Below are 23,738 nucleotides of genomic sequence, written 5' to 3' on the forward strand. Positions count from 1 at the left end.
TTTGGATTGGAGGGAAAAATATGTTACGTTTTTTTCCACAAAAGAATAAATATATACAGCAGGAAAGTGACTTTACTTTCAATAATGAGGGAGCGATCCCTAAACATGTAGCTGTGATTATGGATGGGAATGGCCGTTGGGCACAAAATCGTCGTTTACCTAGAATTGCTGGACACAAAGAAGGGATGAACACCGTCAAAAAGATCACAAAGCATGCGAGTAAATTAGGGGTCAAGGTTCTCACGTTATATGCCTTTTCTACTGAGAATTGGAAGCGCCCGACAGATGAAGTAAGCTTTCTTATGCAGCTGCCGGTTGACTTTTTTGATACATTCGTACCGGAGCTGATCAAAGAAAATGTAAAAGTTCATGTGATGGGCTATAAAGAATTTCTACCAGAACACACACAAGACGCTATTACGCGTGCTGTCGATCAAACAAAAGAGAATACGGGCATGGTCTTGAATTTTGCGCTAAATTACGGCTCAAGAGCTGAGATCGTTACTGCGGTAAAAGAAATAGCTGGACAAGCAGCTAGTGGAGAGCTTCAGGTAGATGCTATTACAGAAGAATCTATAGCGCAACATTTGATGACAGGTTTTTTGACTGAGGAGTTAAGAGATCCTGAATTGTTGATTCGTACAAGCGGCGAAGAAAGGATCAGTAACTTTTTACTTTGGCAGATCGCTTATAGTGAATTGTTTTTTACGGATGCTTTATGGCCTGATTTTAATGAAGAACTATTGGAAATGGCTTTAGCTTCATTCCAGAATAGAAACCGTCGTTTTGGCGGTCTGAAAGAAACAGAGGAGGAAAATAAATGAGACAGCGTGTTATTACGGCTGCCGTAGCTTTAGTTGTGTTTATTCCAATTATTTGGTACGGAGGTTTTGTGATCGAATTGGCTGCTGCTGTGCTTGCAGTGGTTGGTGTTTACGAGTTATTTAGAATGAAGGGGTTAGAAATCGTTAGTTTCGAAGGGATCCTTTCTGCTTTGGGTGCAGTATTGCTAGTGTTGCCGAAAGAGCGTTGGTTTTTCTTTTTATCTGAAAAAGCTGACAATTTTATTTTGTTTTATGTTACAGTGATGATTTTACTAGGCGGCCTTGTGGCGTCAAAAAATATGTATACTATTTCTCAGGCTGGTTTTCCAGTGATCACTAGCTTGTATGTTGGTGTTGGTTTTCAAAACTTCGTCAATGCAAGAGCTACGGGCTTTGTTGTACTGCTTTATGCATTATTTGTGGTTTGGGCAACAGATATCGGCGCTTATTTCATTGGGAAACGCTTCGGTCAAAGAAAATTATGGCCGGAAGTTTCACCTAATAAGACGATCGAGGGTTCTTTGGGCGGCATTCTTAGTGCCGCAGTTGTCGCGTTATTATTCTTGACGTTAACACCAAACAAAGAATTATTTACGTATAATTTACCCATCATGTTAGCAATGACTGTGGTCTTTTCGATCGTTGGTCAATTTGGTGATTTAGTCGAGTCATCGATCAAGCGGCATTATGATGTAAAAGATTCTGGAACGATTCTACCTGGGCATGGCGGGATTTTGGATCGTTTTGATAGTTTGCTTTTTGTTTTTCCAATCATGCATTTATTCGGATTATTTTAATTTCTAAGCAAGAAGGGAAGGTGAAAAACTCTGATTGGTCAGAGTTTTTCTTTTTACTATGAAGAAAATAGCATTACTAGGAGCAACAGGTTCGATCGGTTCAAATACAGTTGATGTAGTCAAAGCTTATCCTGAATTATTTCAAATCGATTCCCTTACATTTCATTCAAATGTGGAGGCGGGCGCAGATTTGATTGAGCAGCTGAATCCTCGATATGTCGGGGTTGGCTCAGAAGATATCAAAGAAATTCTTGCTTCTCGTTTTCCGGCAGTTGAATTTGGTGTAGGAGAAATAGGCTTGGTTCAAGCTGCTACGTTAGATTCTGTAGATGTTGTCTTGACTGCTGTCACAGGAAGCGTCGGGCTTGCGCCGACGATGGCCGCAATAGAAGCAGGAAAAGATATTGCACTGGCAAATAAAGAAACTCTGGTCATGGCAGGCCAATGGGTCATGGAGGCAGCAGCTAAACACAAGGTGCAAATATTACCTGTAGATAGTGAACATTCAGCCATTTATCAGTGTTTAGAAGGACAACCAAAAGAAAATTTGAAGGAATTGATGATCACAGCTTCTGGCGGCAGTTTTAGGGATCTATCACGAGAAGGTCTAAAAAATGTTACTTTAGAACAAGCGTTAAAGCACCCAAACTGGTCGATGGGGAAAAAAATCACGATCGACTCTTCCACGATGATGAATAAAGGGTTAGAAGTTATTGAAGCCCATTGGTTATTTGGTGTAGATTATGATAAAATAAAAGTTGTTTTACATAAAGAAAGTATTGTCCACTCAATGATCGTTCTAACTGATGGTGCTTACTTAGCTCAATTAGGACCAAGTGACATGCGTGAACCGATCCAATATGCATTGACGTATCCCAAACGCTTACCGATAAAAAATGAAAAAGCATTTGATTTGACTCAGATCAGTCAGTTGAATTTTGAAGTAATGGATTTTGAGCGTTTTCCTATGTTGAGATTAGCATTTGAAGTAGGGAGAAAAGGCGGCGCTTATCCAACTGTTTATAATGCAGCAAATGAAATCGCTGCGACGGCTTTCATTGAAGGCAAAATTTCATACTTGCAGATTGAACACTTTGTTCAGCGAGCAGTGAACGAGTACAATGAAACAACCGAAGTCACTTTAGAAGAAGTGATTGCGATCGATAAAAAAACAAGAACTATCATAGAAAGATGGATCAAGGAAGAAGGTCATTTATGAAAACGATCATTACATTTATAATTGTCTTTGGTATTCTCGTCCTTGTGCACGAATTTGGCCACTTTTTCTTTGCAAAACGCTCAGGAATTTTAGTGCGGGAATTTGCGATAGGTATGGGACCAAAGATTTTTGCTCATCAAGGCAAAGACGGCACAGCTTATACGATTCGTATTCTGCCGATCGGCGGGTATGTTCGAATGGCTGGAATGGGGGAAGATGAAACTGAGCTAGCCCCCGGGATGACTCTTTCTGTTGAACTGAATGAACAGGAAGAAGTCGTAAAGATCAATACAAGTAAAAAAGTTCAGCTGACAAACAGTATCCCGATGGAAATGTTAGAAGCAGATCTAGAGGAAGAATTATTCATCAAAGGTTACGTGAACGGTGACGAAACAAATGAAATCACTTATAAAGTAAATCATGATGCAACGATCATTGAGCAAGATGGTACTGAAGTACGGATCGCACCTGTCGATGTCCAGTTTCAATCAGCTAAATTATGGCAGCGAATGTTGACGAATTTTGCCGGACCGATGAATAATTTCATTTTAGCTTTTGTTTTGTTTACGTTATACGTCTTCATGCAGGGCGGTGTAACATATACAAATACAAATCAGATTGGCGATGTTCAGGCAGATAGCCCAGCACAAAAAGCAGATTTGAAAGCAAATGACAAAATTTTAGCAATCGATGGCAAAGAAGTTTCGACGTGGGAGGATTTTACAAAAATCATCCAAGCTAGTCCTGAAAAAAAATTAACACTAGACGTAGAATCTGATGGAAAGACAAAAGAAGTAGCAATCACACCTAAAAGTCAAAAGTCAGGAGAACAGGAAATTGGTATGATCGGCATTACACCGCCGAAGAAAACTAGTTTCACAGACAAACTGGCTGGAGGCTTCCAGACGACTTTAGAGAGTTCTATGCAGATTTTTAAAGCGCTAAAATCACTGTTTACCGGTTTTAGTTTGGATAAATTGGGCGGCCCGGTCATGATGTTCCAAATGTCTTCAGAAGCTTCTAAAGCTGGATTGAATACAGTTATCTGGCTGATGGCAATGTTGTCGGTCAATCTAGGAATCATCAATTTATTGCCGATCCCAGCTTTGGACGGCGGTAAAATTGTCTTGAACATTATCGAAGGACTTAGAGGGAAACCTTTGAGTCAAGAAAAAGAAGGGATACTAACACTTATTGGGTTTGGTTTTATCATGGTATTGATGGTGTTAGTGACCTGGAATGATATTCAACGTTTTTTCTTTTAATTAAATAAACTGCAATTTATAACGGACTACTTGAGGAGTTTTGTGGTATTCGTTTAAACAAAGGAGAGTTCTGATGAAACAGTCAAAAATGCTAATCCCAACATTACGAGAGGTACCAAATGATGCTGAAGTGTTAAGTCATCAAATGCTGCTTAGAGCGGGCTATATCCGCCAAGTATCAGCAGGAATTTATTCTTATCTGCCTTTAGCTAATCGTGTCCTCGAAAAATTGAAGAAAATCATGCGTGAAGAATTTGATAAGATCGATGCAGTCGAAATGTTGATGCCGGCATTACTACCAGCTGAATTATGGAAAGAATCTGGTCGTTATGAAACTTACGGTCCCAACTTGTATCGATTAAAGGATCGTAATGATCGTGACTTGATTCTTGGTCCTACACATGAAGAAACATTTACTGAGCTGATCCGTAACGAAATCAATTCATATAAGCGTTTACCATTAAATCTGTATCAAATCCAAACAAAATATCGTGATGAAAAACGTCCACGTTTCGGTCTATTGAGAGGCCGTGAATTTATTATGAAGGACGGCTATTCATTCCATTCGAGCGAAGAAAGTTTGGATCAATCTTACCGCGATTATGAGAAAGCTTACTCAGCTATTTTTGAGCGCTGTGGTCTGAATTTCCGGGCGATCATCGGTGACGGTGGTGCAATGGGCGGAAAAGATTCAAAAGAGTTTATGGCCATATCTGACATCGGTGAAGATACGATTTGTTTTTCAACTGAAGGTGATTACGCGGCAAACTTAGAAATGGCAACTAGCCTTTATACACCAAAAAAATCGCATGAGACACAATTAGAAATTGAGAAAACAGCAACACCAAACGTCTCTTCGATCGAAGAAGTTGCAGCATTTTTCAATGTTGAAGCGCAAAAAATAATCAAGTCAGTTCTATTCATGGCTGATGAAGAACCTGTGTTAGTTTTAGTTCGTGGTGACCATGAAGTCAATGACGTCAAATTGAAAAACTTTTTAGGCGTTGATTTCTTAGATGAAGCAACAGAGGAAGATGCGCGTAAATATTTAGGTGCTGATTTTGGTTCAGTTGGACCAGTTGAGTTATCTGAAGAAGTTAAGTTATACGCTGATCGACATGTTCAGGATTTGGCCAATGCAATTGCTGGAGCAAATGAAACTGGCTACCATCTAACTAATGTGAATCCAGGGCGTGATTTCACACCGATCAGTTATGAAGATTTACGCTTTGTTCAAGAAGGGGACCCTTCACCTGATGGAAATGGACTATTAGAATTTACAAAGGGGATTGAAATAGGTCATATATTCAAATTAGGTACACGTTACAGTGAGTCGATGGGTGCAACGGTCTTAGATGAAAATGGTCGTGAAAAACCTGTGATCATGGGTTGTTATGGTATTGGCGTCAGCCGACTGTTATCAGCGATCGTTGAACAAAATATCGATGAAAATGGTATCAATTGGCCAACCGGAATTTCACCATTTGACTTGCATGTCGTTCAAATGAATGTCAAAGATGAATACCAATCGAAACTGGCTCAAGAAGTGGAAGAAATGATGTCTGCTTCTGGCTATGAAGTTCTTGTGGATGACCGCAATGAACGTGCAGGAGTGAAATTTGCTGATGCTGATTTGATTGGCTGTCCGATCCGAATCACTGTTGGGAAAAAAGCGGTCGATGGTGTTGTTGAAGTGAAGATCAAACGAACAGGTGAAATGGTAGAAGTACGTAAGGAAGAACTTGAAAGTACTTTGACTATCTTGCTTAATCCAGAAAAAGAATAATTTAAACGTCTATGAAATCAGTTTTTATATGGTTTCATAGACGTTATGTCTTTTCTAGCAATTGTATTTCACTTTGAAAAATAGTATACTAAACTGTGGCGAGGCACTTGGCAGAAATGTCTAAGGGCCTCTTTCTTATCAAATGTTTCTGGCGGATTTTTGCTCAGATCAATAAAATTCGAGAAGATATGTTTAACTTGGCAAGACTCTTACAAGAGAAAAGAGCCGAGTTTGTTTCGTTTTTAAATTAAAGGAGGTTCGTTTGGTGGCAGAAAAAGCACAAGACTTATTTGAAAAGTTGATCGATCAGATTCAATTAAGCGAACAAGAACGGCAACATCCGTTGATCCAACAAGGAAAAATCAATAAGGTAATTGTTCACCAGCAAAGCCGTCATTGGGAATTTCATTTGGGCTTTTCAGAAATTTTACCAGTAATGCTGTATCAATCATTTATGCAGCAATTACAATTAGCATTTCAACAAATTGCAGGTGTTTCAGTGAAAATCACGACTGAAAAGACCGAGTTTACCGCAGATCAGTTAACAGACTACTGGCAAGTAGCGTTACTGAACAGCCAGTGTGATACTCCTTTAGTACAGCGTGTGATCAAGAGTCAAACACCGATCATTGAAAATAAAAAAATTATTTTACCTGTTGATAATGATGCAGTCATTCCCTATCTAAAACAACAATATTTACCGATTATCGAAGATCTATTTCTTGACTACGGCTTTCCTAAATTCCATATTGAACCTAAAATGGATGAACAACAGGCGAAGCGTGTTTTAGCCTTATTTGAGGAACGAAAACAAGAACAAGACGCAGCTTTTCAACAGCAGGCAGCAGAGTCGTTGATCAAGCATGAACAAAAGAAAAAACAACAGCAACAACAAGGTCCAGCGTTGGAAGGTCCTATTCGTTTGGGTAGAAATATTCCCAATGATGAACCAATTATGCCGATGGGCAACATTTTAGAAGAAGAACGCCGTATTACGATCGAGGGCTTTATTTTTGATAAAGAAGTACGTGAATTGCGTTCAAAACGAAAAATCTTGATTTTAAAAATCACAGACTATACTTCTTCTTTCATTGTTAAAAAGTTCTCGAATGGTGAAAAGGATGAACAAATCTTTGATGCGATCCAGAAAAATAGTTGGGTTCGAGTTCGAGGAAGTATTCAAGAAGATACCTTTATGCGGGATCTAGTCATGAACTGTCAGGATTTGATGGAAGTCAAACATGCACCGCGTAAAGACTATGCACCAGAAGGAGATAAGCGGGTAGAACTTCATTTACACAGCAACATGAGTACGATGGACGCAACGAATAATGTAGGTGATTTAGTCGCTCAAGCAGGTAAATGGGGACATAAGGCCATCGCGATCACCGATCATGGTGGTGCTCAAGCTTTCCCGGATGCTCACAGTGCTGGTAAAAAAGCGGGCGTAAAAATTTTGTACGGTGTCGAAGCAAATGTTGTGGATGATGGGGTGCCGATCGCTTATAATGAAGCGCACATTGAATTAAGTGAAGCTACTTACGTTGTCTTTGACGTGGAAACGACTGGACTATCAGCAGTTTATGACACGATCATTGAATTGGCTGCGGTCAAAATGCACAAAGGAAATATCATTGATACATTCGAACAATTTATCGATCCGGGACATCCTTTGTCTCAGACGACCATCAATTTAACGGGTATTACGGATGAAATGGTTCGCGGGTCAAAATCAGAAGAAGAAGTATTACGTCTTTTTAGAGAATTTTCAGAAGGCACGATTTTAGTTGCCCACAATGCTTCGTTTGATATGGGCTTCTTAAATACGAGTTATGGTAAATATGACATACCAGAGGCTGAAAATCCAGTCATCGATACATTGGAATTATCTCGTTATTTGCACCCAACCTTCAAAAGTCACCGTTTAAATACCTTGTCTAAAAAATTCGGTGTCAATCTAGAGCAGCATCATCGGGCGATCTATGATTCTGAATCAACGGGTCACTTATGCTGGATCTTCTTAAAAGATGCGAAAGAAAATCATGGCATGAATTATCATGATGAACTGAATATGCATATTGGAGAAGGCGATTCGTATAAACGAGCACGTCCTTTCCATGCAACGATTTTAGCAACAACACAGGCTGGTTTAAAAAATCTCTTTAAGCTGATCTCAATGTCTAATGTGAATTACTTTTTCAGAATTCCGCGGATTCCTCGTTCTCAGCTGAATAAATTACGTGAAGGCTTGATCATTGGTTCGGCTTGTTCGAGCGGTGAAATTTTCGAAGCGATGATGCAAAAAGGAGTAGAAGAGGCTAAAAATCGGGCAAAATTCTATGATTATATCGAAGTGATGCCCAAAGCTGTCTATGCGCCTTTACTTGAACAGGAATTAGTCAAAAGTGAAGCTGACTTGGAAGAAATCATTGCGAATTTAGTCAAGATCGGCGACGAATTGGATAAACCGGTTGTTGCAACGGGGAATGTCCATTATTTGAATGAAGAAGATAGCATTTATCGTAAAATTTTGATCGGTTCGATGGGGGGAGCAAATCCTCTGAATCGCCATAGTTTGCCGGATGTTCATTTTAGAACAACGGATGAAATGCTGACGGCTTTCCAATTTTTAGGAGAAGAAACAGCTCATAAGCTGGTTGTAGAAAATCCTAATATGATTGCAGACATGTGTGATGAAATCACTCCCGTTAAGGATGATTTGTATACACCTAAGATTCCAGGTTCTGAAGATGAGATCAGAAACTTGAGCTATACACGTGCCAAAGAATTATATGGCGATCCACTACCGGATATCGTTGAAAAACGATTGAAAAAGGAATTGGATAGTATCATCGGAAATGGCTTCTCAGTTATTTATCTGATTTCGCAAAAGTTAGTGCACAAGAGTATGGAAGATGGCTATTTGGTTGGTTCCCGTGGGTCAGTGGGGTCGAGTTTTGTCGCGACGATGACTGGGATCACAGAAGTTAACCCATTAGCACCTCATTATCACTGCACGAACTGTCAATATTCTGAATTCTTTGAAGATGGTTCTTATGGTTCTGGGTTCGATATGCCGGAGAAAAATTGTCCGAACTGTGGGCAGCGTTTGTTTAAAGATGGTCATGATATTCCTTTTGAAACATTCTTAGGTTTCCACGGAGATAAAGTACCCGATATCGATTTGAACTTTTCAGGTGATTATCAGGCTGAAGCTCATAACTATACGAAGGTGCTGTTTGGTGAGGAATATGTGTATCGTGCCGGAACGATTGGTACCGTTGCAGACAAAACGGCCTACGGTTTCGTTAAGGGCTATGAGCGTGATCACAATCTTCATTTCAGAGGAGCCGAAGTGGATCGTTTAGCAAAAGGTTCAACTGGGGTGAAACGGACGACAGGACAGCATCCGGGCGGGATCATTGTTATTCCGGATTATATGGATGTCTATGACTTTACACCGATTCAATTTCCTGCGGATGATCAAAATGCGGAATGGAAAACGACTCACTTCGACTTTCACTCGATCCACGATAATATTTTGAAACTTGATATACTAGGACACGATGATCCAACAGTTATTCGGATGCTACAGGATTTATCCGGAATCGATCCGAAAACGATACCAACAGACGATTCGGAAATGATGCGGATTTTTGCAGGACCAGAAGTTTTAGGTGTTACTCCGGAACAGATCTATTCTAAAACGGGTACGTTAGGGATTCCGGAATTTGGGACAAGATTTGTACGAGGAATGTTGGAAGAAACACACCCGTCGACTTTTGCAGAGCTATTACAAATTTCTGGTCTATCTCATGGTACAGATGTTTGGCTGGGGAATGCGGAAGAATTGATCAAACGTGGAGAAGCGAACCTGGCAGAAGTAATTGGTTGTCGTGACGATATCATGGTTTATTTGATCCATGCAGGACTGGACAGTGGGATGGCCTTCAAAATTATGGAAACGGTACGTAAAGGTTTATGGAATAAGATTCCTGATGAGCTGCGTGAAGAATACTTGAAAGCAATGAAGGAAAATAATGTACCCGACTGGTATATTGATTCTTGTTCAAAAATCAAGTACATGTTTCCGAAAGCCCATGCGGCAGCATACGTATTGATGGCTTTGCGGGTAGCGTATTTTAAAGTGTATTTTCCTATTCTTTATTACTGTGCTTATTTTTCTGTTCGTGCAGATGACTTTGATTTGGTGGCAATGTCTCAAGGTAAAGAAGCAGTCAAAGCTCGAATGAAAGAGATTCAGGATAAAGGACTGGAAGCCTCTACGAAAGAAAAGAATTTATTGACTGTTTTAGAATTAGCGAATGAAATGTTAGAGCGCGGATTCAAATTTGGAATGATCGATCTGTATAAGTCAGATGCTGAAAATTTTGTCATCGATGGAGATACTTTGATTGCCCCGTTTAGGGCAGTTCCAAGTTTAGGTCTAAACGTGGCTCGCTCTATCGTAGAAGCAAGGTCTGAACCGTTTTTATCAAAAGAGGACTTAGCAACACGAGGAAAAGTTTCTAAAACATTGATAGAATATATGAACGAAAATGGCGTATTGAAAGATTTGCCTGATGAAAATCAGTTATCCTTGTTTGATATGCTTTAAACAATGGGACTAGGTTTCTAGGAAATTCTACTTAAAAAGGATCTGGGATATTTCCCAGATCCTTTTTAAACGTCTTATAATTGGATCAAAGCATCGCTAGAACCAGTTGTATATAGAGTAAATAAGCTGTTTAAAGAACTTTCCATCAAAATTTTTGAGGCTTGTAATGTATAAAAAGCAATGTGCGGGCTAACAACAACATTGTCTAATGCCAGTAGTTCTTCAATATAAGGATTTTGCTTTTCTTGTTCAGCTTTTGTTTTGTTGACGAACATCATTTCGTCTTCTAAAGTATCTAAACCAGCACCAGCAATTTGTCCATTTTTAAGTGCTTGGATCAATGCATAAGTATCAACTAGAGGTCCTCTAGCTGTATTGATCAAAAGAGCATCAGGTTTCATTTGCTTCAATAAAGCCGCATTGATAAAATGATGATTCTCTGGAAAATAGGGAGTATGGAGTGTCAGAATGTCTGCTTCTTGAGCAACTGCTTCTAAAGAGCTGCGGTAAGTCAAAATAGAATCCACATCATCTTTAGGGTATTTATCATAAGCAATGACAGTTGCACCTAAGGCAGTGAATAATTCTGCGGTAACTAAACCGATATGACCGGTTCCGACTACACCGACTGTCAGATCGTGGATTTCTCTCCCAATCAAACCTTCCAATGTAAAATCTTGTTGTTGCTCTCTTTGTAGAAGTCTTGGAATTTGACGCAGCAGCATCATTGTCAAAGTTAAGGCATGCTCTGCAATTGCTCGCGGACTATATACCGGCACGTTGCAGGCAGCGATCTGATATTTTTTTAGAAAATCTTTATTTAACCCGTCAATTCCTGCAGAACGTGTAGAAAGTAAACGAATATTATTTTCTGCCATGATTTGATAGATTTTTTCATCATGGACAGCGGCCATTTGTTGAAATGAGATTGCATCGTATCCCTTTGCTAAAATAACTGTTTGGGTGTTCAATTCTTGATCCGTAAATGCAATCTCAACGTTATGCTCTTTGGCCCATTTTTCTGCAACAGGCTGTTCCTTTTTTCCAATCCCGTAAATAAAAATTTTCATGATTATTTCTTCCTTTCGTATAAACAGATCAGTTATTAAACTAATATAAATAACTTTTCTCTTGCTATTGTATGAAAATTAGACAAAATTTCCTAGTAAGAAGTCGTTTAACGAAAAAAATCTAATGAAAAACGTAATAATGCACCTAGACCTTTAATTTTTCTGTTTAGTAGCATATAATAAAAAAGGGTTTATTTAAGAATACAATCGAATGATTTTCATGGTACAATAGCAGTTGATGGATCATTACAGGAGGGAACACGATCATGGTCAAAGAAAAAACAAGATATAAAGCAGTGATTGCTGATCATACGTATACAATAATCGGGCAAGAAAGCAAACAACATATGGATCTAGTCACAAAACTAGTGAATGAGCAGTTAGCTGAAATCAAGCACATCTCACCACAGACAGATAATGAGCAAGCATCCGTGTTACTTGCGATCAATGCAATTTCTGATCAACTAAAAAAACAAGAGAAAACGATCAATTTAGAAAAAGAAGTGGCAGAATACAAAAAACAAACAATCCGTTTAGCTGAATTGGAAAATCGAATCAAACGGATCGAAGCAATCGAAGAAGAGGCACGAGATGTTTTGAAAAAGAACGGTCAAGAAGGTGTTGAGATCCATAATCACATGGAAGCCCAACAAATACTCAATGAAAACCGAAAACAACAAATTCAAAACAAAAGTACAGAGCAATAGTCTGAAAGGATGACAGGATGTTAACATTACTCATTTTAGTAATACTAGCGATTGGATATTATACTGGTTCCAGACGTGGATTGGTTTTGCAGATTTTGTATACATTCGGTTATCTTTGTACGTATCTTATCGCAAAATCAAATTATAAAAGCTTAGCTTCTCATTTAGAATTGTATGTTCCTTATCCTTCGCCAACGGAAGAAACGAAATTGCTTTTTTTCAACCAAAAACTGACGTTGGATTTAGATCAGGCATTTTACGGTGCTGTTGCATTTTTGCTGATTATGGCAGCAGGCTGGTTAGTGGTTCGCTTTTTAGCGATTTTTGCTCATGGGCTGACTTTTTTACCTGTATTAAAACAAGCAAATGGATTAGCGGGAGGACTATTGAATTTTATTGTAGTGTATGTCGGGGTCTTTTTAGTACTGTACACCGTTTCGATGCTTCCTGTCGATGCCGTTCAAAATCAATTCAAAAATAGTGGACTTGCACAATTTATCGTTAAAGATACACCAATATTTTCCAAGCAGATCTATGATTTATGGGTCGAGCAAATGATTAAATAGAAAATAAAGAGAACATCTGGATAGCTAGAGAATGAAGGTAAACATAACTTGTTTCAATGCTGAATCAGTTACTGTTTGCCTAATTCACGTTACACAGTAAAAAAGAATAGAAGGTGAGAATCAATGAATACCCGTATTTTAACAACTTTAGGTTTTGATAAAGTCAAACAAATGCTTGCTCAATATATTGTTACAGCACAAGGGATGGAAGAAGTTGAGCATTTAGTTCCTGTCAATGATGAGCTGACGATCCAATCATGGTTGGAAGAAACCGAAGATAGCCTAAAAATACAACGATTACGCGGTGGAATACCTATTCCCAAGCTGGAAAATATTCGTCCGCATATGAAACGAATCGAGATCGGTGCCGATTTGAATGGCTTGGAATTAGCACAAATCGGTCGAGTACTATCTACGACATCTGAGATCATTCGTTTTTTCAAAGATCTACAGGATAGTGAAATCGACTTGTTACGTCTTTATTCATGGACAGAGCAATTAGTTGTATTATCTGAACTAAGTCGCCGTTTAAAAGAGTCCATCGATGAAGATGGACGCGTGACGGATGACGCCTCCCCAGAATTGAAGGGCATCCGTAATAATATTCGTAAAAGTGAGCAAACGATCCGTGAGCAATTAGATGGTATTGTAAGAGGAAAAAATGCGAAATATTTAAGTGACGCGATCGTTACAATGAGAAACGAACGCTACGTTATTCCAGTGAAACAAGAATATAAAAGTGTATTTGGCGGTGTTGTCCACGATCAAAGTTCTTCTGGACAAACCTTATTTATCGAACCAAAACAAATCGTGGAACTCAATAACCGCTTACGTCAGCATCAAATTGCGGAGCGAAATGAAATCGAGCGGATCTTATCAGAACTATCAGCTGAGTTAGTTCCTCATCGTAATGATATTCTGCACAATGCTTATGTGATCGGCAAATTTGATTTTGCCAATGCAAAGGCTCGTTTTGGTAAGGAACTCAAGGCAGTTGTTCCCGAAATCAGCGAAGAAAACCATATTTATTTCAAGCAGGCAAGACATCCTTTATTAAATCAGGAAAAAGCTGTACCGAATGATATTATGATTGGTGAGGATTATCAGGCAATTGTCATCACTGGACCAAATACCGGAGGAAAGACGATCACACTGAAAACCTTAGGACTGCTGCAGTTGATGGGACAATCAGGCTTGCCGATCCCAGTAGGCGAAGAAAGTCGTATGGGAATTTTTGACGAAGTCTTTGCAGATATCGGTGATGAACAATCGATCGAGCAAAGTTTAAGTACGTTTTCTTCGCACATGACGAATATCGTCAGTGTTTTAGAGAAAGTGGACAGTCATAGTTTAGTTCTCTTTGACGAGCTGGGTGCTGGTACCGATCCGCAGGAAGGTGCTGCATTGGCTATTTCGATTTTAGACGCATTAGGCAGTAAGAGTGCGTATGTCATGGCGACAACTCATTATCCTGAATTGAAAGTTTACGGCTATAATCGTGCAGGTACGATCAATGCCAGCATGGAATTTGATGTAGATACTTTGAGTCCAACGTATCGTTTGCTGATTGGGGTTCCAGGAAGAAGTAATGCGTTCGAAATTTCTAAACGTTTAGGTCTAGATCAAGCAATCATCGATGAAGCCAAACATATCATGGATGGAGAAAGTCAGGATTTAAATGAAATGATCGCTGACTTAGAAAATCGTCGCAAGATGGCTGAAACAGAATACTTGGAAGTTCGTCACTATGTGGATGAATCAGAGCGTTTATATAAAGAATTGAAAGATGCTTACGGTTACTTCTTTGATGAACGTGAGAAAGAGATGGCTAAAGCACGTAAGAAAGCCAATGAGCTAGTTTCTGAGGCACAAGAACAAGCAGAAGCTATTATTTCAGATATTCGTAAAATGCAGTTGACCAGCGGCAACCAAGGCGGTATCAAAGAACATCAGCTGATTGATGCAAAATCGAAGCTTTCTCAACTCCATCAAGAAGAAACACGCTTAGAAAAAAATAAAGTATTAAAAAAAGCGAAAGAACAGAAACAGCTAAAAACAGGTGATGAGGTCATTGTTAATACGTATGGCCAACGAGGAACCCTGATTCGCAAAACTGGCTCGCAAGAATGGCAAGTACAGCTTGGTATTTTGAAAATGGCTGTGAATGAAAACGACATGACACCGGTAGCACCTGAGAAAGAACCAAAACAGCGGGTAACTGCTGTGCGCTCAAGCCAAAGTAGTCATGTACCGAATCAGTTGGATCTACGAGGAAAACGCTATGAAGAAGCTTTGGCAGAAGTAGATCAATATTTGGATGCAGCAATTTTAGCCGGCTATCCGCAAGTCACGATCGTTCATGGAAAAGGGACTGGGGCATTACGGACAGGAATCACCGAATATCTTAAAAATCACCGCAGTGTGAGCGGATTCGAATTTGCACCGGGGAATCAGGGCGGTAATGGGGCAACAATTGTTAAATTCAAATAGTGTACTTACCTTTAGTAAGCAGAAAACTAGTCGGATAAAGGAACAAGTGCTATAATCACAATAGAAGTAAAAGTAGGAGGTAAATCAAATGACACAAGTAATTACAGATAAAGAATTTGCAGCAGAAACAGATAGCGGTCTTGTATTGATCGACTTTTGGGCAACATGGTGTGGACCTTGTCGGATGCAGGCACCAATTTTAGAACAACTAAGTGAAGAATATGATGAAAGCGAACTGAAAATCGCAAAAATGGATGTGGATGAAAATCCGGAAACACCAGCTTCATTTGGTATCATGAGTATTCCAACGCTTCTTTTGAAAAAAGATGGCGAAGTTGTAGAAAAAGCAGTTGGTGTCCATTCAAAAGAACAATTACGTACATTGATCGAAAAATATTTATAAAAAGCAAAAGGTTGAGACGAATGATTTTTTCGTCTCAGCTTTTTTGAATGAGCGTTTTTGGTGAATGAGATAAGACGGAAAGTTTTGTCTGACTCACCTTTTTTCTGTCTAACAGTCGAGAAAATGGTATAATAAACTTTATCAAAGAAAGAGAAAGGAAGTACTATGAACGAAAGAATCAAGAATAAATTAGCATTGCTTCCTGATCAGCCAGGCTGTTATTTGATGAAAGACAAAAATGGTACCATTATTTATGTCGGGAAAGCAAAAGTATTAAAAAATCGTGTTCGCTCTTATTTTACTGGCAGTCATGATACAAAAACAGAACGACTTGTCAGTGAAATCGAAGACTTTGAATATATTGTCACCGAGTCAAATATCGAAGCACTCTTATTGGAAATCAATTTGATTCATAAGAATGATCCTAAGTATAATATTATGTTGAAAGATGATAAAAGTTACCCTTTTATCAAAATCACGAATGAAGATTATCCGCGTCTATTGATCACACGTAAAGTTGTAAAAGATAAAGCTCTTTATTTTGGTCCCTATCCGGATGTTGGCGCAGCAAATGAAACGAAACGATTGCTTGATCGCTTATTTCCTTTAAGAAAATGCCGTGTACTTCCAAAGGAAGTTTGTTTATATTATCATATGGGGCAATGCTTGGCTCCTTGTGTATTTGACATCCCTAAATCAACATATAAAGAAATGGTGGGAGAGATCAAGAGCTTCTTGAATGGCGGACATCCTGCAATTCAAGAGGAGCTTCAACAGAAAATGGCTACTGCTGCTGAAAATATGGAATTTGAAAAAGCAGCAGAATACCGCGACCAGATCAAAGCGATCGAGACTGTAATGACCCGTCAGAAAATGACCAATGCAGATCTAGTCGATCGTGATGTTTTTGGCTATTCAGTGGACAAAGGCTGGATGTGCGTGCAAGTCTTTTTTGTTCGTCAAGGAAAGTTGATTGAACGAGATGTTTCGATTTTTCCATTCTATAACGAAGAAGAGGAAGACTTTTTGACGTTTATCGGACAGTTTTATCAAGAAAATGAACATTTTATTCCAAAAGAAGTGTTGATCCCGGACAATATCGATATTGAAAGTGTTGAAGCGATGCTTTCAACAAAAGTGCTGCAGCCCCAACGAGGAGAGAAGAAAAAACTGGTAAAACTTGCTGGGAAAAATGCTACAGTCGCATTACAGGAAAAATTTGATTTGATCGTCCGCAAACAAGAGCGGACGATCGGAGCAGTTGAAAAGTTAGGCAATGCAATGAATATTCCAGCTCCTGTACGAATCGAAGCGTTTGATAACTCGAATATTATGGGAACTGATCCGGTTTCTGCGATGGTCGTTTTTGTCGACGGCCGTCCTGATAAAAAAGAATATCGAAAATACAAGATCAAAACGGTAAAGGGACCAGATGACTATGCATCCATGCGAGAAGTTATCTATCGCAGATATTCCCGTGTTCTAAAAGAAGGATTGCCATTCCCTGACCTGATCGTCATCGATGGCGGGAAAGGTCAGGTAGATGCGGCAAGAGAAGTCCTAGATAATCAGCTTGGTTTGGATATCCCGATCGCTGGATTGGCTAAAAATGATAAGCATAAGACAAGTGAGTTACTTTTCGGTCCTGAACTAGAGATCGTTCCTTTAGAAAGAAATTCTCAAGAATTCTTTTTACTACAGCGAATTCAAGATGAGGTCCATCGATTTGCGATCACGTTCCATCGTCAATTGCGAAGTAAGAATAGTTTTGCTTCACGTTTAGACGGAGTTGAAGGTCTAGGTCCCAAACGAAAAAAAGAACTTTTAAAGCAATTCAAATCTTTAAAAAATATTACTGCAGCAAGTATCGAAGAATTAAATGCTTCTGGACTGCCAAAAAATGTGGCTAAAAATGTCTATGACCATTTACATGAAAAAGAAGAGACGTGATTAATTAGTGAAAGGGAACAAGATTACTTCTTAAACACTAATTTTCGGATTCAGAGAGCGGAACAAAACTGATTTTTAGTTTTGTTCCGCTCTCTCTTTTTATGATCAAAGAGGAAATTATGGATAAAAAAACAATTGACAGCAGAAACAACAAACGATACTATATCAGTATATGATATATCGCTTGACGATATAAAGGGGCGGAGCATCATGGAAGAAACATTGACAGACTCTACCTATTTGATTCTGTTAGCATTATTAAAACCACAGCATGGCTATGCTATCATGAAAGAAGTAAATCTTTTAACGAATGGTCAAGTTACGATTGGTCCAGCAAGCATGTACACTATCTTAAAAAAATTGCAAACAAGCAAATATATTTCATTAGAGGAAAGTAGTGATCGGAAAAAGATTTATTTGATCACTGATAAGGGACGAAGCATCTTAGAGCAAGATGTAGAACGACGGAAACTCCTGTATCAAGCTGGAAGTCGTCTGTTAGCAAAAAAAGGAGATTGAGTGAAGATGGTTAGGGGAAAAAAATACATTTTTTCTAGAGGCGTAGCATTTTATCCTGAGAAAGAAATGCAGATCTTAAAAATGATGGCTGAGGATGGCTGGCTTTTTAGAAAAATGAATCGGTTGGGATTTTTGGTTTTTGAAAAGGGAGAACCAGAACAGAAGAATTTTTCTGTTGATTTTTTTGAAGGGTCAAAAGAAGAATTGTCTGAATATTTGGTGATTTATGAGCAGGCAGGCTGGGAGAATATAACGAATTACAAAAATAAATATTTCTATTTTAAAGCTGATCTTGATACACCGACTATATACTCGGATCCAGAGAGTTATTGGCAGCGAATGAAGAAAGAATGGCTTTGGATGCTGCGGAGTTATTGGATCTATTTTCCTATAGGACTCATTCTTTTAGGAATACTTCTACATACAAAGGAGACGAATAATCTGATCCTTTCTAATTTAGCATTTCGAGTAGTTCTTATGTTTGTGGGTATGCTTTTTGTTGCACTGCCACCAGGAGTTGTGATCAGTGTGATATTTTCTCTAGTATTTTATCGAGACAGGAGCAAATACTATAATCATCCAGAACGTTTCGCAAAACGACAAAAGGTAATGAGAGATTCTTTATTTCTAGGGGCAATTGGTTTTGTTCTTGGTATCATGGTTAGTCTTATTTTAGGTGAAACATTTTATTGATACGTGAATTAGTTATTTATAAAATAAATCAAGTATGAAAATAGGGGGATGAAAATGTTAGAAGTGAATAATTTAGTCAAAACATTTGGGGACTACACAGCTGTGGATGATATTTCTTTTGAAATTCCGGATGGAAAAATCCTTGGATTGATCGGCCAAAATGGGGCGGGCAAGACCACAACATTTCGTTTGATTTTAGATTTTTTATCGCAAGACAGTGGAACAGTCCTGTGGAATGGTCACTCGTTAAGCGGGAAAGACTATAACGATATTGGTTATCTACCGGAAGAAAGAGGATTATATCCAAAGATCTCAATTCAAGATCAGTTGATTTATTTTGCAGAATTGAGGGGAAAAACAAAAAAAGAAATCGAACCTAAGATCGACGAATGGATGGAAAAATTCAAAGTTAAAGGAAAGAAAACAGATAAAGTAAAATCACTTTCCAAAGGTAATCAACAAAAAGTTCAATTGATCGCAACGCTGATCCATGAGCCGAAACTAGTTATTTTAGACGAACCTTTTAGTGGGTTGGATCCTGTGAACGCAGAGCTTTTAAAGGATGGGATTCTTGCATTGAAGGAAAAAGGTTCCTGTGTGATTTTCTCTAGTCATAATATGGATAATGTTGAGAAAATCTGTGACCATTTGGTGATGTTGCGTAGTGGAAAAATGGTGTTGAATGGGAAAGTCCATGACATTCGTGAAAGCTTTGGTCGTACTAAGGTTTTCTTGGAATCACCATTGGAACTAGCGGATGTCCTAGCAATCGATGGCGTTAAAGCCGCGGTCAAGCGTGGTGATGGAGTGGTCGAAGTAACCTTGGAAGATCCAAAAGCGGGTGAAGAAATATTTGCACGTGCGACTCAATTTGGGTATATCCCAATGTTCAATCAGCAGCCACCAACATTAGAAGAAATATTCAAAATGAAAGCAGGTGAACCAAATGAATAAATTTTGGATCATAGCAAGCGATGTATATAAAAAGAATGTGAAATCCGTTTCTTTTGTCATTATGATATTGGTGCCGTTTATAGTAATGGGGATCATCTATATTGCTGGTTCACTTGCTGGTGGTTTTTCTGAGGATACAAAAGTTGGACTTGTGTCAGATAACCAAGTATTGGCAGAACAGCTTGCAAAGTCTGAAAGTGATGAATATACATTTAAAGTTGTTACATCACAAAAAGATGCAGAGAAGCAATTGAAAAAGAAAGATATCAATGCTTTTCTTGTACTTGATACAAAAGAAGAACAGATTCAAGGAAAATTATACGTCGAATCTTCCTTAGGAACAACGACAGAATTGATGATGAGTCAAATGCTCAATGGATTACAATCTTCATTAAATGCAAGTAAGCTGAATCTAACTGCTGAACAAGTATCTAGTCTAAGTCAGCCCGCAAATTTCGAAAAAACAAAAGTTAGTTTTGATGAAAATGGTAAGATGACTACCGGTCAAGATAATACAGCGATTCAATCTGCTTTATCATTTGTCATAACGATTATTTTGTGGGTAATTATCATCACCTATGCATCGATCATTGCTCAGGAGATTGCTTCAGAAAAGGGCACGCGGATCATGGAAGTCATTTTGTCCAGTACAAAAGCTCAAACACACTTTTATGGCAAATTGACTGGGGTGATCTTGGTTGCATTAACGCAAATTGTGATATATGCTGCGGCAATCGGAATTGGTTATTCACAGTTAAAGAATTTAGAGATAGTCAAAACATTTTTAGATGGGATCTCATCCGCTAATATCTTTGGCAGCTTCTTATTCTTCACGTTAGTATTTTTTGTTCTAGGTGTCCTAGTCTATTCAGTTCTTGCAGCATTGTGCGGTTCATTGGTTTCTAAGCCAGAAGATACTGCAAAAGCAGTTCAACCAATTATCTATATCGCAATGATTGGGTACTTTATCGGTATTTCATTGGGACCGACCGATCCGCAAAATATTGTGATCAAAGTTACTTCTTATATCCCATTGATTTCATCGTTTATTATGCCGATTCGTTTAGCAAGTGAGACAGTAAGTACGACAGGCGCTGTGATTTCTGTTGTGATCTTGGTCGTTTTCGGTATATTATTGACACTATTTTCTGCTAAATTATACAAATCAAATGTATTAGTATATAGTGACGGTGGTGTATGGAAGTCATTGAAACAATCGATTTCTATTTTAAAAAATGAACGAAAAAAAGTAACTGATTAGGGGAAAAATCAATTTAACGAAAAAGGCCTGAACTAAAACTAGTTTTAGTTCAGGCTTTTTTCTGATTTATATTTTGGCACTGTATTTCTTTTGACTAACGTGACGTGAATTTCACGTTCAGGAAGCTGCGTTTTATTTAATTGATTATATAAATAAATGAAAGAATTCTCAGCCTGATGATTGATAGAATAATCGACCGTCGTAATATGCATTAAATCACTGATTTCACTGTTATCAAATCCAATAACTGCTACGTCTTCTGGGATAGAATAGCCTAATGTTTGCAATCTTGAAATAAATCCAGCGGCTACGAAGTCAGTATAAAAAGCCATTGCAGTTGGTTTTTCCATCATTTCATGCCACAAATCAGCAATAGACTGTCCATTGTTGCTGTTGCTTTCTTCATGAAAGGTCCAGTTTTTTCTAATAGGTAGTTGCTTTTCCTCATGAAAATCATCGATCGCTTTTAAGCGAGCTTTGGTATTTAGATTTTTTACGTTTCCTAAAACATGGCCGATAGAACGATACCCTTGATCGAAAAGATACTCTAATGACTTATAATAGCCTTTATAATGATCGATATAAGAAGAATAGATCCGTTCAGAATCTATTCGGTGCCAGGTTGCGATAGGACCATAAATGCTATAAGATTCTATGACATCCCATTCATTTGCTCTAGTTAAGATAAATACGCCATCAAGCTGTTTGTACTTCATTTGATTGAGTGCTTCGATTTCTTTTTTCTTATCGCCATCAGTGAAATAGACAGTGACATAATAATTATAGGTTTTTGCAATTGAAATAAAGCTTTCTAAAAAAACACCCAAAGGACCAAAAGAACCATGAGCTAAAAAACCAATTGTTTTGGTTTCACCACTTTGAAGGTTGCGTGCAATTAGATTAGGAGAATATGCGAGCGTTTCCATTGCTTCTAATACTTTTTTTCTGCTTTCTTGACTGACATAGCCATTTCCGGAGATGACCCTTGAAACAGTTGATTTTGATACATTCGCTTGTTTTGCTACATCAATGATAGTCGTCATGTGCGTACACCTCATAGTTTAAATTGAGTAAGGAGAAAAATTGCCTCGACACTTACTAAATAAGTATACCATAAAAAAATTATAAAAAGTCCTTGACATGGGAACATTCCCACAGATTATCCTATAAATGTAAACGATGTCAGAACGTATTCTGAACAAAAAATCAGGAGGGAAACACATGACAAGAGATGCATTGAAAATCGCTACAATTGGTGGAGGATCTAGCTACACACCAGAGTTGATCGAAGGATATATCAAAAGAAAAGATGAATTACCGATCAAAGAAATTTGGTTAGTTGATATTGAAGCAGGAAAAGAAAAATTGGAAATCGTTGGCGAGATGGCAAAACGTATGGTCAAAGCGGCTGGCTTAGACTGGGAAGTTCATTTGACTTTGGATCGTCGTGAAGCCTTGAAAGATGCCGACTTTGTTTCTACACAATTCCGTGTAGGTTTATTGGATGCTCGTATTAAAGATGAGAGAATTCCTTTATCCCATGGTGTTTTAGGTCAAGAAACAAATGGAGCAGGCGGTATGTTTAAAGCATTCCGTACAATTCCAGTGATCTTAGGCATCATTGAAGATATGAAAGAACTATGCCCGAATGCTTGGTTGGTAAACTTTACAAATCCTGCTGGAATGGTCACTGAAGCTGCAATCAAACACGGCGGCTGGAAAAAGACAGTTGGATTATGTAATGTACCGATCGGTCACCGCAAACAGGCTGCTGAAAAATTAGGTGTTCCGGAAGAAGACTTATTCTTCAAGTTTGCAGGAATCAATCATTTCCACTGGCACCGTGTATGGGATAAAGAAGGAAATGAGCGAACTCAAGAATTGATCGATTTGATTTATGGTCCGCAAAATGAACAAGAAAGTCATCTGAAAAATATTTGGGATGCACCATTCCATTATGAACAATTAAAAGACTTAGGTATGCTGCCTTGTGGCTATCACCGTTATTACTACATCGAAGATGAGATGCTGAAACATTCAGTTGAAGAATTTGAAAAAGGTGAAACAAGAGCACAAGTCGTAAAAGAAACGGAAGCACGCTTGTTTGAATTATATAAAGATCCAAAACTAGATTACAAGCCAAAAGAATTAGAGCAACGTGGCGGAACACACTACAGTGATGCTGCTTGTGAAATGATTGCTTCGATCTATAACGATAAACGTACAGACATGGTCGTTTCAACAGAAAACAATGGTACAATTACTGATTTGCCATATGATTGTGTTGTAGAAGTTTCTGGTCCGGTAACTTCTCATGGACATGAACCATATAATTGGGGTGCTTTCCCGCCAGCAGCTAGAGGGATCATCCAAAATATGAAAGGAATGGAAGAAACAGTGATCCGTGCTGCAATCGATGGAGATTACGGAGCTGCTTTACATGCCTTTACAGTGAATCCATTAGTTCCTGGAGGCACAATGGCTAAAACACTCTTAGATGAGCTATTGATCGCACATAAAGATCATTTACCAAACTTCTCAGAATCAATCGCTAAAATCGAGAAAGAACAACCAGATACAGTTGCTTATGTGACTGAATTGATGAAAAGTAATTAA

General features: G+C 38.5%; 18 protein-coding genes. 16 read left to right on the forward strand and 2 right to left on the reverse strand.

Annotated features, from left to right (window positions below):
• Positions 1 to 20: 20 nt before the first annotated feature.
• The 6 genes from H3T55_RS06790 to H3T55_RS06815 all read left to right on the forward strand — a co-directional run bounded on the left by H3T55_RS06790 (position 21) and on the right by H3T55_RS06815 (position 10,509).
• Positions 21 to 824: an isoprenyl transferase gene (locus H3T55_RS06790; RefSeq protein ID WP_087640194.1), complete on the forward strand. Its 804-nt coding sequence runs from the start codon at positions 21 to 23 to the stop codon at positions 822 to 824.
• Entirely contained in the window at positions 821 to 1,621 is an 801-nt protein-coding gene (locus tag H3T55_RS06795) for a phosphatidate cytidylyltransferase (RefSeq protein ID WP_225533882.1), read from the forward strand. Before H3T55_RS06790 ends, H3T55_RS06795 begins: the two co-directional genes overlap by 4 nt.
• Positions 1,622 to 1,679: 58 nt before the next feature.
• Positions 1,680 to 2,840, forward strand: coding sequence for a 1-deoxy-D-xylulose-5-phosphate reductoisomerase (locus H3T55_RS06800; protein WP_225533883.1), 1,161 nt, complete (start codon positions 1,680 to 1,682; stop codon positions 2,838 to 2,840).
• Positions 2,837 to 4,105 (forward strand): RIP metalloprotease RseP, encoded by a 1,269-nt coding sequence (gene rseP, locus H3T55_RS06805; protein ID WP_225533884.1) that lies wholly within the window; start codon positions 2,837 to 2,839, stop codon positions 4,103 to 4,105. Before H3T55_RS06800 ends, rseP begins: the two co-directional genes overlap by 4 nt.
• A gap of 73 nt (positions 4,106 to 4,178) precedes the next feature.
• Positions 4,179 to 5,891 carry a proline--tRNA ligase gene (locus H3T55_RS06810; RefSeq protein WP_087640191.1) on the forward strand — a complete coding sequence of 571 codons (1,713 nt, stop codon included), beginning with the start codon at positions 4,179 to 4,181 and terminating at the stop codon, positions 5,889 to 5,891.
• Between the two features lie 265 nt (positions 5,892 to 6,156).
• Positions 6,157 to 10,509: a PolC-type DNA polymerase III gene (locus tag H3T55_RS06815; protein ID WP_225533885.1), complete on the forward strand. Its 4,353-nt coding sequence runs from the start codon at positions 6,157 to 6,159 to the stop codon at positions 10,507 to 10,509.
• Positions 10,510 to 10,583: 74 nt separating this feature from the next.
• Here the strand turns inward: H3T55_RS06815 and H3T55_RS06820 are convergent, their stop codons facing one another.
• Positions 10,584 to 11,579: a D-2-hydroxyacid dehydrogenase gene (locus H3T55_RS06820; RefSeq protein WP_225533886.1), complete on the reverse strand. Its 996-nt coding sequence runs from the start codon at positions 11,577 to 11,579 to the stop codon at positions 10,584 to 10,586.
• 266 nt (positions 11,580 to 11,845) lie between these two features.
• Here H3T55_RS06820 and zapA point away from each other — a divergent pair, with 266 nt between their 5' ends.
• From zapA to H3T55_RS06865, 9 genes are all read left to right on the forward strand, one after another.
• Positions 11,846 to 12,286, forward strand: coding sequence for a cell division protein ZapA (gene zapA / locus H3T55_RS06825; RefSeq protein ID WP_162288321.1), 441 nt, complete (start codon positions 11,846 to 11,848; stop codon positions 12,284 to 12,286).
• A gap of 17 nt (positions 12,287 to 12,303) precedes the next feature.
• Positions 12,304 to 12,852 carry a CvpA family protein gene (locus tag H3T55_RS06830; RefSeq protein WP_225533887.1) on the forward strand — a complete coding sequence of 183 codons (549 nt, stop codon included), beginning with the start codon at positions 12,304 to 12,306 and terminating at the stop codon, positions 12,850 to 12,852.
• Positions 12,853 to 12,975: 123 nt separating this feature from the next.
• Positions 12,976 to 15,342, forward strand: a complete 2,367-nt coding sequence (locus H3T55_RS06835) for an endonuclease MutS2 (RefSeq protein ID WP_225533888.1) — start codon at positions 12,976 to 12,978, stop codon at positions 15,340 to 15,342.
• Between the two features lie 88 nt (positions 15,343 to 15,430).
• Positions 15,431 to 15,745, forward strand: coding sequence for a thioredoxin (trxA, locus tag H3T55_RS06840; protein ID WP_087640185.1), 315 nt, complete (start codon positions 15,431 to 15,433; stop codon positions 15,743 to 15,745).
• A gap of 165 nt (positions 15,746 to 15,910) precedes the next feature.
• Positions 15,911 to 17,695 (forward strand): excinuclease ABC subunit UvrC, encoded by a 1,785-nt coding sequence (uvrC, locus tag H3T55_RS06845; RefSeq protein WP_225533889.1) that lies wholly within the window; start codon positions 15,911 to 15,913, stop codon positions 17,693 to 17,695.
• 210 nt (positions 17,696 to 17,905) lie between these two features.
• A complete protein-coding gene (locus H3T55_RS06850; protein WP_225533890.1) occupies positions 17,906 to 18,214 on the forward strand; it encodes a PadR family transcriptional regulator in 309 nt (102 codons plus the stop codon).
• Positions 18,215 to 18,220: 6 nt separating this feature from the next.
• Positions 18,221 to 18,907 carry a DUF2812 domain-containing protein gene (locus H3T55_RS06855; RefSeq protein WP_225533891.1) on the forward strand — a complete coding sequence of 229 codons (687 nt, stop codon included), beginning with the start codon at positions 18,221 to 18,223 and terminating at the stop codon, positions 18,905 to 18,907.
• 54 nt (positions 18,908 to 18,961) lie between these two features.
• The gene (locus H3T55_RS06860; RefSeq protein WP_225533892.1) at positions 18,962 to 19,861 is read left to right on the forward strand and encodes an ABC transporter ATP-binding protein; all 900 of its coding nucleotides are present in this window, start codon (positions 18,962 to 18,964) and stop codon (positions 19,859 to 19,861) included.
• On the forward strand, positions 19,854 to 21,122 hold the full coding sequence (locus H3T55_RS06865) for an ABC transporter permease (RefSeq protein ID WP_225533893.1): 1,269 nt from the start codon (positions 19,854 to 19,856) through the stop codon (positions 21,120 to 21,122). Before H3T55_RS06860 ends, H3T55_RS06865 begins: the two co-directional genes overlap by 8 nt.
• 44 nt (positions 21,123 to 21,166) lie before the next feature.
• On the opposite strand, the gene H3T55_RS06870 is transcribed toward H3T55_RS06865, so the two are convergent.
• A complete protein-coding gene (locus H3T55_RS06870; RefSeq protein ID WP_225533894.1) occupies positions 21,167 to 22,165 on the reverse strand; it encodes a LacI family DNA-binding transcriptional regulator in 999 nt (332 codons plus the stop codon).
• Positions 22,166 to 22,343: 178 nt separating this feature from the next.
• On the opposite strand from H3T55_RS06870, the gene H3T55_RS06875 reads away from it, so the two are divergent.
• Positions 22,344 to 23,738 carry a 6-phospho-beta-glucosidase gene (locus H3T55_RS06875; protein WP_087640178.1) on the forward strand — a complete coding sequence of 465 codons (1,395 nt, stop codon included), beginning with the start codon at positions 22,344 to 22,346 and terminating at the stop codon, positions 23,736 to 23,738.

This window comes from Enterococcus sp. S22(2020), assembly GCF_020295385.1.
In the GTDB taxonomy this organism is placed as follows: domain Bacteria; phylum Bacillota; class Bacilli; order Lactobacillales; family Enterococcaceae; genus Enterococcus_L; species Enterococcus_L dunnyi.

Coding starts and splice junctions, on each gene's coding strand:
- H3T55_RS06790 (WP_087640194.1), top strand. CDS start 21: ATGTTACGTTTTTTTCCACAAAAGAATAAATATATACAGCAGGAAAGT.
- H3T55_RS06795 (WP_225533882.1), top strand. CDS start 821: ATGAGACAGCGTGTTATTACGGCTGCCGTAGCTTTAGTTGTGTTTATT.
- H3T55_RS06800 (WP_225533883.1), top strand. CDS start 1,680: ATGAAGAAAATAGCATTACTAGGAGCAACAGGTTCGATCGGTTCAAAT.
- rseP (WP_225533884.1), top strand. CDS start 2,837: ATGAAAACGATCATTACATTTATAATTGTCTTTGGTATTCTCGTCCTT.
- H3T55_RS06810 (WP_087640191.1), top strand. CDS start 4,179: ATGAAACAGTCAAAAATGCTAATCCCAACATTACGAGAGGTACCAAAT.
- H3T55_RS06820 (WP_225533886.1), bottom strand. CDS start 11,579: ATGAAAATTTTTATTTACGGGATTGGAAAAAAGGAACAGCCTGTTGCA.
- zapA (WP_162288321.1), top strand. CDS start 11,846: ATGGTCAAAGAAAAAACAAGATATAAAGCAGTGATTGCTGATCATACG.
- H3T55_RS06830 (WP_225533887.1), top strand. CDS start 12,304: ATGTTAACATTACTCATTTTAGTAATACTAGCGATTGGATATTATACT.
- H3T55_RS06835 (WP_225533888.1), top strand. CDS start 12,976: ATGAATACCCGTATTTTAACAACTTTAGGTTTTGATAAAGTCAAACAA.
- trxA (WP_087640185.1), top strand. CDS start 15,431: ATGACACAAGTAATTACAGATAAAGAATTTGCAGCAGAAACAGATAGC.
- uvrC (WP_225533889.1), top strand. CDS start 15,911: ATGAACGAAAGAATCAAGAATAAATTAGCATTGCTTCCTGATCAGCCA.
- H3T55_RS06850 (WP_225533890.1), top strand. CDS start 17,906: ATGGAAGAAACATTGACAGACTCTACCTATTTGATTCTGTTAGCATTA.
- H3T55_RS06855 (WP_225533891.1), top strand. CDS start 18,221: ATGGTTAGGGGAAAAAAATACATTTTTTCTAGAGGCGTAGCATTTTAT.
- H3T55_RS06860 (WP_225533892.1), top strand. CDS start 18,962: ATGTTAGAAGTGAATAATTTAGTCAAAACATTTGGGGACTACACAGCT.
- H3T55_RS06865 (WP_225533893.1), top strand. CDS start 19,854: ATGAATAAATTTTGGATCATAGCAAGCGATGTATATAAAAAGAATGTG.
- H3T55_RS06870 (WP_225533894.1), bottom strand. CDS start 22,165: ATGACGACTATCATTGATGTAGCAAAACAAGCGAATGTATCAAAATCA.
- H3T55_RS06875 (WP_087640178.1), top strand. CDS start 22,344: ATGACAAGAGATGCATTGAAAATCGCTACAATTGGTGGAGGATCTAGC.